The organism is Citrobacter freundii complex sp. CFNIH4 (assembly GCF_002934505.1).
In the GTDB taxonomy this organism is placed as follows: Bacteria; Pseudomonadota; Gammaproteobacteria; order Enterobacterales; family Enterobacteriaceae; genus Citrobacter; species Citrobacter freundii.
Map to the genome: position 1 here is coordinate 576314 of NZ_CP026231.1, position 12396 is coordinate 588709.

Here is a 12396-nt window from a genome sequence, read left to right on the forward strand (position 1 = left end):
CCAGCCTTTTTTTGTATAGCTAATTTAGATGACGGATTAGGCTTGCCATCATTAACGGGTGTTGTAAGGGCATGGCAGGCCTGATATAACTGCTGCGCGGTCGCACTTTGAAGGATTCAGGTGCGATATAAATTATAAAGAGGAAGAGAAGAGTGAATAAATCTCAACTGATCGACAAAATTGCTGCAGGGGCTGATATCTCTAAAGCTGCGGCTGGACGTGCGTTAGATGCAATTATTGCTTCTGTTACCGAATCTCTGAAAGAAGGTGATGACGTAGCGCTGGTAGGTTTTGGTACTTTTGCCGTTAAAGAGCGTGCTGCCCGTACTGGTCGCAACCCGCAAACAGGTAAAGAGATCACCATTGCCGCGGCTAAAGTACCGGGCTTCCGTGCAGGTAAAGCACTGAAAGACGCGGTAAACTAAGTGATTTCCCCTTTGGGGATGTGACGAAGTACAAGGGCGCATCGACTGATGTGCCTTTTTTATTTGTAATTCCGGTACTTTCTACGTGTTGTGGGCTGACAATTACCCCTGTTTCTTGTCACAATAGGCCTTTGTGCGCAGCGTTCAGGAAACGCTATGCTGCGTGAAGCATATATACTCAAAATCCTTGCCGCCGTTGTTGTGTCAACGCGCAGGCGGCTTTAGAGATAACGCGTATAGTCATCTACAGCGGAGTGTGGTTACACCATGATGGACAGCTTACGCACGGCTGCTAACAGTCTCGTGCTCAAGATTATTTTCGGTATCATTATCGTGTCGTTCATTTTGACCGGCGTGAGTGGTTACCTGATTGGCGGGGGCAATAACTTCGCCGCCAAAGTGAATGGCCAGGAGATCAGCCGCGGGCAGTTCGAGAATGCGTTCAACAGCGAACGTAACCGCATGCAGCAACAGCTGGGCGATCAATACTCCGAGCTGGCCGCGAACGAAGGTTACATGAAAACGCTGCGTCAGCAGGTGCTGAATCGTCTTGTTGACGAAGCGCTGCTGGATCAGTATTCCCGCGAGCTTAAGCTCAACATCAGCGACGATCAGATTAAACAGGCTATTTTTGCCACGCCTGCTTTCCAGGTCGACGGTAAATTTGATAACAACCGCTATAACGCAATTGTTAATCAGATGGGCATGACCGCAGACCAGTACGCTCAGGCATTACGTAATCAGCTTACTACCCAGCAGCTGATTAACGGCGTTGCCGGTACGGACTTTATGCTGAAAGGCGAAACGGACGAACTGGCGGCGCTGGTCGCACAGCAGCGGATCGTGCGCGAGGCGACGATTGACGTTAACGCACTGGCCGCGAAGCAGTCTGTTACCGAGCAGGAAGTTGCCAGCTACTACGAGCAGAATAAAAACAACTTTATGACGCCGGAACAGTTCCGCGTGAGCTACATCAAGCTGGATGCTGCTGCTATGCAGGAGACGGCCAGCGATGCTGATATTCAGTCTTACTATGACCAGCATCAGGATCAGTTCACTCAGCCGCAGCGTAACCGCTATAGCATCATTCAGACCAAAACTGAAGATGAAGCCAAAGCGGTACTGGACGAGCTGAATAAAGGCGGTGACTTTGCTGCGCTGGCGAAAGAAAAATCTGCCGATATCATCTCTGCCCGTAAAGGCGGCGATATGGGATGGCTGGAAGATTCAACCACCCCGGATGAGCTGAAAAATGCCGGTCTGAAAGAAAAAGGCCAACTGTCTGGCGTAATTAAGTCTTCCGTTGGTTTCCTCGTTGCGCGTCTTGACGACGTACAGCCTGCACAGGTTAAACCGCTGAGCGAAGCCCGTGACGACATTGCGGCAAAAGTGAAGCAGGAAAAAGCGCTGGATGCCTACTATGCGCTGCAACAGAAAGTCAGCGATGCGGCCAGCAACGATAACGAATCTCTGGCGGGTGCAGAGCAGGCAGCAGGTATGAAAGCGGTTGAAACGGGCTGGTTTAGCCGTGACAGCCTGCCGGAAGAACTGAATTTCAAACCAGTCGCTGACATCATTTTCAATGGTGGTCTGGTTGGCGAGAACGGTACACCTGGCAGTAACTCCGATATCATCACCGTGGATGGCGATCGCGCGTTCGTGCTGCGTATTGCAGAGCACAAAGCTGAAGCCGTGAAGCCACTGGCTGAAGTGAAAGAGCAGGTAACTGCGCTCGTTAAGCACAATAAAGCAGAGCAGCAGGCGAAGCTTGATGCCGATAAACTGCTGGCGGATTTGAAAGCCGGTAAAGGTGATGAAGCGATGAAAGCTGCGGGTCTGAGCTTTGGCGAGGCAAAAACGCTGAGCCGTACGGATCAGGATCCGTTGAGCCAGGCTGCCTTTGGTCTGAGCCTGCCGGCGAAAGACAAGCCGAGCTACGGCGTAGCGAACGACATGCAGGGTAACGTTGTTCTGTTGGCGCTGGACGAGGTGAAAGCCGGTTCTATGCCTGAAGCGCAGAAGAAAGCGATGGTTCAGGGGATCACTCAGAACAACGCGCAGATTGTCTTCGAAGCGCTGATGAGCAACCTGCGTAAAGCCGCAAAAATTAAAATCGGTGATGCACTGGAACAGCAGCAATAACCGAGGCAGTTCGCAAAAAATTGCAAAAAGTTGTATCTACCAAAGGCCGCTTTCGCGGCCTTTTCCATTTCTGATATTTGCCATTTGTCTGCCGTTCTGCACCTCGCTATCGTGATTCCACTGTTAACAAACAAGGAGAAAACAGTATGAAACATGGAATCAAAGCCCTGCTTATCACTCTTTCATTGACCTGCGCTGGTATGGCCCAAACTGCATTGGCGGCTGAGCCTGTCGCCAAAAGCCAGGCGACTCAAACCAAAGCGGAAAACTCAGGGGCGGCACAAAGCAAAGCCACACTGCCCGCTAAAGCAAGCGACGATGAAGGCACCAGGGTAAGCATCAACAGCGCTTCTGCGGAGGATTTAGCGCGAGTCATGAATGGCGTCGGTCTGAAGAAAGCGCAGGCGATTGTGAGCTATCGTGAGGAGTACGGACCGTTTAAAACGGTGGAGGACTTAAAGCAGGTGCCGGGTATGGGCAGTTCGCTGGTGGAGCGTAATTTGGCATTTTTAACACTTTAATAACTTGCACAGCGCTGAAAATTTGCCAGACTAGAGAGGTCATACCAGTTATGACCTCACTACCCTGAATATATTCTTATAAAAACGTAAGGTTCCTGCGCTATGCAAACACAAATCAAAGTCCGTGGTTTTCATCTTGATGTCTATCAGCACGTCAACAACGCCCGCTATCTCGAGTTTTTGGAAGAAGCCCGCTGGGATGGTCTGGAAAACAGCGACAGCTTTCAATGGATGACTGCACACAACATCGCTTTTGTGGTCGTGAATATAAATATTAACTACCGTCGTCCAGCGGTGCTAAGCGACCTGCTGACCATCACTAGTCAGGTGCAACAGCTAAATGGCAAAAGCGGGGTGTTAAACCAGACAATTACTCTGGAGCCGGAAGGGCAGGTAGTGGCCGACGCGTTGATTACCTTCGTCTGTATTGATTTGAAAACGCAAAAAGCGCTGCCGCTGGAAGGGGAGTTACGCGAAAAACTGGAGCAGATGGTGCAGTAGCTCAACGTTGCCTGATGGCGCTTCGCTTATCAGGCCTACGGGCGATATTGTGTACGATGAATGCTGTCGGTAGGCCGGATAAGGCGTTTACGCCGCCATCCGGCACTATTCGCTCAATTATTTCAGGCCGGTTTTCTGCTTCATTGCCGCCATCACTCCCGGTTTATCCGCCAGATAATGGTTCAGGCCGTTGGCACGCAGATTACACGCCGCACAGTGACCGCAACCGTCACCTTTGATGCCGTTATAGCAAGTTAGTGTTTCTTCGCGTACCAGGTCCAGCTTGCCCCAGTAATCAGCCAGCGCCCAGGTTTCGGCTTTATCGATCCACATCAGTGGGGTTTCAAAGCGAATATCTTTCGCCATCCCCAGGCTTACGGCATGGTTCAGGGCTTTGACGAACTCATCGCGACAGTCCGGGTATCCAGAGAAATCCGTTTCACAAACGCCGGTAATGACTGCCTCTGCCTGCACCTGGTACGCGTAAATCGCTGCCAGCGTTAAGAACAGAATATTGCGTCCTGGCACAAAGGTATTGGGAATGCCGTTCGCATCCGGTTCGTAATCGGGTACCGGAATATTATCGCGGGTCAGGCTGCTGACAGCCAGTTCACTGAGCAGCGTGACATCAAGCACTTTGTGCGCGCGTGCGCCAAGTTTTAAGGCCAGGTCACGTGCGACATCAATCTCAGCGCGATGGCGCTGACCATAATCAAAGGTCACGCAGTGCACTTCATCATACTGATGCAGCGCTTGCGCCAGACAAGTCGTGGAGTCCTGACCTCCACTGAATACAACAACGGCACGTTTCATGGCTTTTCCTGACAAAATAACGAAGCCCTTATGGTAGCGCCTGGGCGTGTCGCCGACCAGCTTCTTCACGCTGAAGGAGGTGGCAACCAGGCTTCGGTAAATTCGAACCAGCCACGAGGATTCAGGCGTACGCCGTTCACCCCTGGTGGCGCGCTGATGCGATAGTGATAATTGAACAGTGGCGTCAGGGTAGCGTCATGCATTAGCGTGGCGAAAACTTGTTGTAAAGCCGCGTGGCGATCGTCCTCATCGGCCTGGATTTGTAGGGCATCCAGGGTCGTTTGCAAATGTGTGTATGCTGGCGCATTCAATACATGTGACCAGAGCTGATCGCAGCGCAACCACTGTTCGAGAGTATATTCAGGTGCTTCACCAATCAGCCTGTCGCCCATCATCAGGTCGGCCTGGGCTAGGGGATGATTGCCATCCCAGTTTTTAGCATTATGAAAAATAAGCGTTAATTCACAGCCGAGCAGAGCCAACGCATGGCAAAGCTGTTCAGCCATAGCGTGAAGTTCTACCGGCAGATGATAAGCCAGCGTCAGCTTTTCCGGTAATGCTACCTCGTCGAGTTCATCCCATTGCGGGATACTCCATCCAGGCAGCAGTGCATTGCTTGGCGTGATCAGATTTTCATCCACTTCAAGCGTTTGTAGCAGGGAAGAACGGTGGATAATATCGACCAGTCGACGAGCCTGCTGCGTATTCAGGCGCGCGCTTTTTCTTAGCGTGAGATAGCAAAAACCAAGGCTGATCCCGCTGCTTACCTGGCTTAGCATAGGTAACTCTTCGGGTTTACCAATCGCAATTTGCACCGGATGGCGGCAGCTGGTGCCCAAATCCTGGGAGAAGAGCTGCGGGGTTATCCAGTATTCAATGGCTTTTAGCAGCGGATGACTCAGATGGTAGTGATCGTGACTCTCGATACGCACCAGCTCAGGAGTAAACAGTGTCAACCGGAACGGGCCGGTACCCACAAACGGGTGCTCAGGATGCGCCAGGTGACTGCTGTAGCTCGCCAGACGGTGTGCCAGCCAGAAGTCGGGACGATGCAGAATAAAGGTCAGACACTGGGGATGCGTAACCTCAATGCGCTTTACGCTGATAAATAGCTTATTCAGCGCTGGTAACTCTAACAGCTTCAGCAACTGTTGATGTAGCTGCGTGCTGCTTACCGTATCGCCGTTATGCCAATGCAGGGTGGAACGAATATAGAAATCCCAGCGCAGGCCGTCAGCGGAGATATTCCAGTGGTGGGCTAAGTCTCCACAGGGACGTTGCGTAGTGCTGTCAAATCGGGTCAGGCCAGAGAAAACTTGTCCAGCAAGGTGTTGCTCCGCGCGACCGGGGAGAAATCCAGGGTGCAAAGGGTCAAGCTGGCGATAATAGGGGATACGCAGGGTTGGCGTGTCGTTTTGCCATTGGCCGCCCATAAACGGTTGTAGCAACGTTCTTAATTCTCCCGGTGCTAACTGAGCGAGTTCCAGTACGCTAAGCTGTTCTCCCTTTTGCAGCGCCTGTTCCATCATGGTGTTGCGTAGGGAATCCGGCGTCACCAAAAAGCGTAATTGCCCGCGTTTCCCACGCCCAGACTGGGCGTGCCACTCCAGCCAGCCAGCATCCTGCGCTTGCTTCAGCAGGGTACGCACGTGGCGCTCACTGCAAAAACAGCGTTCGGCCAGTTCCCCGACGGTCACCGACTGCGGTTCGCCGTTCGAAGGCTGCCACAGGCGTTGGTACTGGTTCAGGCGATTCAACAATCTCATATAAACCCGGAACAATTCATTTTATCTATTCACTATTACTTCCGTATATCTCAGGTGATACTGAATCACAAGTTAACCGCGTCACAGTGTGGAGAAAGAAATGGCTCGTCTGGCTGCATTTGATATGGATGGCACCCTTTTGATGCCGAATCACCATTTAGGTGACGAAACGCTTTCAACGCTGGCGCGCCTGCGTGAACGCGATATCACCCTGACATTTGCCACTGGCCGCCATGTGCTGGAAATGCGCCACATTTTGGGTTCTATTTCATTGGACGCCTTTTTGATCACCGGTAACGGCACGCGCATTCACTCTCTTGAGGGCGATGTGTTGCACCGTCAGGATCTGGATCCGAATGTTGCGGATATCGTGTTACATCAGAAATGGGATACCACCGCCAGCATGCATGTCTTTAATGACAACGGTTGGTTTACCGGACAAGAGATCCCCTCGCTGCTACAGGCGCATGTGTATAGCGGATTTCGCTACCAGATCGTCGATGTGAAACGTATTCCGGCTCATCAGGTAACGAAGATCTGTTTCTGCGGCGATCATGAGTCTCTGATCCAGTTGCGCATTCAACTGAATGAAGCGCTGGGAGAACAGGCGAATCTCTGTTTCTCCGCGGTTGATTGCCTTGAGGTACTACCGCTGGGCTGTAACAAAGGATCCGCGCTGGCGGTATTGAGTGACCACTTAGGATATTCAATGTCCGAGTGTATGGCGTTTGGCGATGCTATGAACGATCGCGAAATGTTAGGCAGCGTTGGGCGCGGCCTGATTATGGGTAACGCAATGCCGCAACTGATGGCTGAACTGCCTCATTTATCGGTGATTGGACATTGCCGTAATCAGGCGGTGTCACACTTTTTGACGCATTGGCTGGACAATCCGCATCTACCTTATTCCCCCGAATGAGAGATCCCTTCCAGCAAGCCAGACTTCGCGTCTGGCTTTTTTTTGTCTGCTTAGTGTGTATTCAGCAACTGGGCAAGTTCCGCTTTCCACGGCGTTAAATCACCGATGTGTGCGTCAACCCATTGCGGGTTGTAGTAGGTTTCCAGATAGCGTTCACCGCTGTCGCAGAGCAGCGTCACCAGTGAACCGGTTTCTCCGGCATTGCGCATGCGCGCGGCAAGTTGCAGCGTTCCCCACATGTTGGTGCCGGTTGAGGCGCCGACTTTACGACCCAACTGCGTTTCCAGCCAGTGCGCGGTAGCCACGCTGGCGGCATCCGGCACGCGCAGCATTTCATCGACCACATCAGGAATGAAAGAGGGTTCTACGCGCGGACGCCCGATACCTTCAATTTTGCTTCCTACCGGGCTGCGCAATGTCGCATCGCGATACTGCCAGAAGGGCAGAAAAACCGAATTCTCCGGATCCACTACCATCAGGCGAGTATCGTAGCCCTGACAGCGGATATAGCGGCCAATGGTTGCTGAGGTGCCGCCGGTGCCGGCGCTCATCACGATATGGCGGGGAACGGGATTGGGCTCGCACTGCATCTGACGAAAGATGCTGTCGGCAATATTATTATTGCCACGCCAGTCGGTGGCGCGCTCAGCATAAGTGAACTGGTCCATGTAATGACCGTTCAGTTCACGCGCCAATTGTTCAGAGGCCGCGTAGATTTCGCAGGCGCTTTGCACGAAATGACAGCGACCGCCGTAAAATTCAATCTGTTCAACTTTACGTTTCGCCGTACAGGAAGGCATGACGGCAATAAACGGCAGCCCTAACAGTCGAGCGAAATAAGCCTCAGATACCGCCGTTGAACCGGACGATGATTCAATGATGGTGGTGCCTTCTTTGATCCAGCCATTGCACAACCCGTACAGAAACAGTGAGCGCGCCAGACGATGCTTCAGGCTCCCGGTCGGATGCGTGCTTTCATCTTTTAAATAGATCTGAATGCCCGGAAACGCCGGTAGCGACAGACGAATGAGATGTGTATCTGCAGAACGCTGATAATCCGCGTTGATTTCATTGATGGCGTTTTTAACCCAGGAGCTATTCATCATTAATAAATATCCATTTGTCATTTTGTGCCCAGAATAGCGAAAAGCACGGAAAAAATTGTTGCCATTTAGCCTTTAAAATAGAATGTAAGTAGAAAATTCTTCTCTGTGGAGTGGATATGCTAGACAAAATTGACCGTAAGCTGCTTGGCTTACTGCAACAGGACTGCACCCTTTCTTTGCAGGCGTTAGCAGATGCCGTTAATCTGACTACCACTCCCTGTTGGAAACGCCTCAAACGGCTCGAGGATGATGGTGTTCTGCTGGGCAGAGTCGCCTTGCTGGATCCGGAAAAACTGGGGCTGGGCTTAACCGCGTTTGTGCTGATCAAAACTCAGCATCACAGCAGCGAATGGTATTGCCGCTTTGTCACTGAAGTGACCGGAATGCCCGAGGTTCTGGGGTTCTGGCGTATGGCAGGGGAGTATGATTACCTGATGCGAGTGCAGGTCGCTGATATGAAAAGCTACGATGAATTTTATAAGCGCCTGGTGAACAGCGTACCGGGCCTGTCTGACGTCACCTCCAGCTTTGCCATGGAACAGATTAAATACACAACTGCTCTCCCTATTGAATAATTCTCCCGGCGCTTATTGCCGGAAATTTTGTCAGGACATAACGCGTGCGATTATTTGCTCAATTAAGCTGGTACTTCCGCCGGGAGTGGCGTCGCTACCTCGGGGCGGTGGCCCTGCTTATCATCATCGCTATCCTTCAGCTTATTCCGCCGAAAGTGGTGGGGATCATTGTGGATGGCGTAACGACACAACGCTTCACCACCGAGCGGCTGCTGATGTGGGTGGGAACCATTGCTCTGATCGCCGTGGTAGTTTATTTACTGCGCTATGTCTGGCGCGTGCTGCTGTTTGGCGCATCCTACCAACTGGCAGTTGAGCTGCGGGAAGATTATTACCGTCAGTTGAGTCGTCAGCATCCAGAGTTTTATCTGCGTCACCGCACGGGCGATCTGATGGCGCGTGCAACTAACGATGTTGACCGCGTGGTATTCGCCGCCGGGGAAGGCGTACTGACGCTGGTAGATTCGCTGGTCATGGGATGTGCGGTGCTGATCGTGATGTCAACGCAGATAAGCTGGCAACTTACGTTGATTGCGCTGCTGCCGATGCCGGTGATGGCGATAATGATCAAACGTTACGGTGATCGACTCCATAACCGCTTTAAGCTGGCGCAGGCGGCGTTTTCCAGCCTCAACGATCGTACTCAGGAAAGCCTGACCAGTATTCGTATGATCAAGGCCTTTGGTCTGGAGGATCGGCAGTCGGCATTATTTGCCGCTGATGCTGAAGATACAGGTAAGAAAAACCTGCGCGTGGCGCGCATTGACGCTCGCTTTGATCCCACGATTTATATCGCCATTGGGATGGCTAACCTGCTGGCGATTGCCGGGGGAAGCTGGATGGTGGTGCACGGTTCGCTGACGCTCGGCCAGCTCACCAGCTTTATGATGTATCTCGGTCTGATGATTTGGCCGATGCTGGCGCTGGCATGGATGTTTAACATCGTCGAGCGTGGCAGCGCCGCGTATAGCCGAATTCGCGCCATGCTGGCAGAAGCGCCGGTAGTGGATGACGGTACTGAACTGGTGCCGGAAGGACGCGGCGAGCTGGCGGTGGCGATTCGCGAATTTTGTTACCCACAAACCACCCACCCGGCGCTGGAAAATGTGAATTTTCGGCTTAAACCAGGGCAGATGCTGGGCATCTGTGGCCCAACCGGCGCGGGGAAAAGTACGGTGCTGTCGCTGATCCAACGTCATTTTGATATCACCGAGGGCGATGTGCGCTTTCATGATATCCCGTTAACGCGCTTGCAGCTGGATAGCTGGCGTAGCCGTCTGGCAGTGGTCAGCCAGACACCTTTCTTGTTCTCGGATACGGTCGGCAATAACATCGCCTTAGGACGCCCGCAGGCCACCCAGGCAGAGATCGAGCATGTGGCGCGCCTTGCCAGCGTTCATGAAGATATTCTACGTCTTCCTCAGGGCTATGACACCGAAGTGGGCGAACGTGGGGTGATGCTGTCTGGTGGACAAAAACAGCGTATTTCTATCGCCCGAGCGCTACTGCTGAATGCTGAAATCCTGATTCTGGATGATGCGTTATCGGCGGTAGATGGTCGTACCGAGCATCAGATCCTGCATAACCTGCGTCAGTGGGGCGAAGGCAGAACCGTGATTATCAGCGCCCACCGTTTATCGGCTCTGACGGAAGCCAACGAGATTATCGTGATGCAGCATGGGCATATTGCCCAGCGCGGTGAGCATGAATCTTTAGTGCAACAGCCCGGCTGGTATCGCGATATGTACCGCTATCAGCAACTGGAAGCGGCACTGTCTGATGCGCCAGAAATAAACGAGGAGGCGGCTAATGCGTAGTTTTGGGCAACTATGGCCGACCCTGAAAAGATTGCTGGCGTATGGTTCACCATGGCGAAAACAGTTGGTGATTGCGGTAGTTATGCTGTGGGTGGCGGCTGCGGCGGAAGTCAGCGGTCCGCTGTTGATTAGCTATTTTATCGATAACATGGTGGCGAAGAACAATCTGCCGTTGGCGATGGTTGTCGGGCTGGTTGCGGCCTATGTCGGTCTGCAACTGCTGGCGGCAGGCCTGCATTACGCGCAGTCGTTGTTGTTTAACCAGGCGGCGGTTGGCGTCGTACAACAGTTACGCACTGACGTAATGGACGCTGCGCTGCGCCAGCCGCTCAGCGCCTTTGATACTCAGCCCGTCGGGCAGCTTATCTCACGTGTGACCAATGACACCGAAGTTATTCGCGACCTGTACGTGACGGTGGTCGCAACGGTTCTGCGCAGCGCGGCCTTAATCGGTGCCATGCTGGTGGCGATGTTCAGCCTCGAGTGGCGTATGGCGCTGGTGGCGATGGCCATTTTCCCGGCGGTGATGGTGGTGATGGTGATTTATCAACGCTACAGCACCCCGATTGTGCGTCGGGTGCGCGCTTATCTGGCGGATATTAACGATGGCTTTAACGAAGTCATCAACGGCATGAGCGTTATCCAGCAGTTCCGCCAGCAGGCGCGATTTGGCGAGAGAATGGGGGAGGCCAGCCGCTCGCACTATATGGCGCGTATGCAAACCCTGCGACTGGATGGCTTTTTGCTGCGCCCGCTGCTGAGCCTTTTCTCGGCGCTGATCCTCTGCGGTTTGCTGATGTTGTTCAGCTTTACCTCTGGCAGCTCCATTGAGGTTGGCGTGCTGTACGCGTTTATCAGCTACCTCGGCCGTTTGAACGAACCGCTGATCGAGCTGACCACCCAGCAATCCATGCTGCAGCAGGCGGTTGTCGCCGGTGAGCGAGTGTTCGAACTGATGGACGGGCCTCGTCAGCGCTATGGTGAAGACGATCGCCCGCTCAAAAGCGGAGACATTGAGGTGGATAACGTTTCATTTGCCTATCGTGACGACAATCTGGTGCTGCAAAATATCAGTCTGTCCGTGCCTTCGCGCAGCTTTGTAGCCTTGGTCGGACACACCGGTAGCGGCAAAAGTACGCTGGCCAGTCTGCTGATGGGTTACTACCCGTTGACGCAGGGCGAAATCCGCCTTGACGGACGTCCGCTGTCTTCTCTGAGCCACAGTGCGTTACGTCAGGGCATCGCGATGGTGCAGCAGGATCCGGTGGTGATGGCGGATACCTTCCTGGCAAACGTCACGCTGGGTCGTGATATCTCAGAAGAGCGGGTATGGCAGGCTCTGGAGACTGTGCAACTGGCAGCACTGGCGCGGGGGCTGAGCGAGGGGATCCATACCCGGCTGGGCGAGCAGGGCAATAATCTCTCCGTTGGGCAGAAACAGCTGCTGGCGCTGGCGCGGGTATTGGTGGAAACGCCGCAGGTACTGATCCTCGATGAAGCCACTGCCAGTATTGATTCCGGTACTGAACAGGCCATTCAGCACGCGCTGGCGGCGGTACGTGAACACACCACGTTGGTAGTGATTGCACATCGGTTATCGACGATTGTCGATGCGGATACCATTCTGGTGCTGCATCGCGGGCAGGCGGTTGAGCGAGGTACGCACCAGCAACTACTGGCGGCGCAAGGCCGTTACTGGCAGATGTATCAGCTGCAACTGGCGGGTGAAGAGCTGGCGGCCAGCGCACATGAGGATTCGGTTATCGCCTGATGGCGCTGCGCTTATCACGCCTACGGTCAACGCGGTTTTG

At 53.3% G+C, this 12396-nt stretch carries 11 protein-coding genes; 8 read left to right on the top strand and 3 right to left on the bottom strand.

Going from position 1 to position 12396, the window contains the following annotated elements; genetic code table 11:
* Window positions 1-152: 152 nt before the first annotated feature.
* From hupB to fadM, 4 genes are all read left to right on the top strand, one after another.
* Entirely contained in the window at window positions 153-425 is a 273-nt protein-coding gene (gene hupB / locus C2U41_RS02950) for a nucleoid-associated protein HU-beta (RefSeq protein WP_003021629.1), read from the top strand.
* Window positions 426-692: 267 nt separating this feature from the next.
* Window positions 693-2567 (top strand): peptidylprolyl isomerase, encoded by a 1875-nt coding sequence (gene ppiD, locus C2U41_RS02955; RefSeq protein ID WP_003835953.1) that lies wholly within the window; start codon window positions 693-695, stop codon window positions 2565-2567.
* Between the two features lie 146 nt (window positions 2568-2713).
* Window positions 2714-3088, top strand: coding sequence for a helix-hairpin-helix domain-containing protein (locus C2U41_RS02960; protein ID WP_003835951.1), 375 nt, complete (start codon window positions 2714-2716; stop codon window positions 3086-3088).
* Window positions 3089-3190: 102 nt separating this feature from the next.
* The gene (fadM, locus tag C2U41_RS02965; RefSeq protein ID WP_003021636.1) at window positions 3191-3589 is read left to right on the top strand and encodes a long-chain acyl-CoA thioesterase FadM; all 399 of its coding nucleotides are present in this window, start codon (window positions 3191-3193) and stop codon (window positions 3587-3589) included.
* A 117-nt stretch (window positions 3590-3706) separates the two neighbouring features.
* Here fadM and queC read toward each other — a convergent pair whose 3' ends face one another.
* Both queC and C2U41_RS02975 read right to left on the bottom strand, forming a co-directional pair.
* Window positions 3707-4402: a 7-cyano-7-deazaguanine synthase QueC gene (gene queC, locus C2U41_RS02970; protein ID WP_003835948.1), complete on the bottom strand. Its 696-nt coding sequence runs from the start codon at window positions 4400-4402 to the stop codon at window positions 3707-3709.
* Between the two features lie 65 nt (window positions 4403-4467).
* Window positions 4468-6168, bottom strand: a complete 1701-nt coding sequence (locus C2U41_RS02975; RefSeq protein WP_032936972.1) for an SgrR family transcriptional regulator — start codon at window positions 6166-6168, stop codon at window positions 4468-4470.
* A 100-nt stretch (window positions 6169-6268) separates the two neighbouring features.
* Between C2U41_RS02975 and cof the strand changes: the two genes are divergently transcribed.
* Entirely contained in the window at window positions 6269-7087 is an 819-nt protein-coding gene (cof, locus tag C2U41_RS02980; RefSeq protein ID WP_003021643.1) for an HMP-PP phosphatase, read from the top strand.
* A 50-nt stretch (window positions 7088-7137) separates the two neighbouring features.
* Here cof and C2U41_RS02985 read toward each other — a convergent pair whose 3' ends face one another.
* Window positions 7138-8193, bottom strand: coding sequence for a PLP-dependent cysteine synthase family protein (locus C2U41_RS02985; protein ID WP_219619315.1), 1056 nt, complete (start codon window positions 8191-8193; stop codon window positions 7138-7140).
* Between the two features lie 116 nt (window positions 8194-8309).
* Here C2U41_RS02985 and C2U41_RS02990 point away from each other — a divergent pair, with 116 nt between their 5' ends.
* The 3 genes from C2U41_RS02990 to C2U41_RS03000 are packed head-to-tail and all read left to right on the top strand — an operon-like array spanning window position 8310 to window position 12356.
* Window positions 8310-8768 carry an Lrp/AsnC family transcriptional regulator gene (locus C2U41_RS02990; RefSeq protein WP_003021649.1) on the top strand — a complete coding sequence of 153 codons (459 nt, stop codon included), beginning with the start codon at window positions 8310-8312 and terminating at the stop codon, window positions 8766-8768.
* A gap of 44 nt (window positions 8769-8812) precedes the next feature.
* Window positions 8813-10585 (top strand): SmdA family multidrug ABC transporter permease/ATP-binding protein, encoded by a 1773-nt coding sequence (locus tag C2U41_RS02995; protein ID WP_003835940.1) that lies wholly within the window; start codon window positions 8813-8815, stop codon window positions 10583-10585.
* A complete protein-coding gene (locus C2U41_RS03000) occupies window positions 10578-12356 on the top strand; it encodes a SmdB family multidrug efflux ABC transporter permease/ATP-binding protein (RefSeq protein ID WP_032936971.1) in 1779 nt (592 codons plus the stop codon). The genes C2U41_RS02995 and C2U41_RS03000 overlap by 8 nt, the downstream gene beginning before the upstream one ends.
* Window positions 12357-12396: the final 40 nt, after the last annotated feature.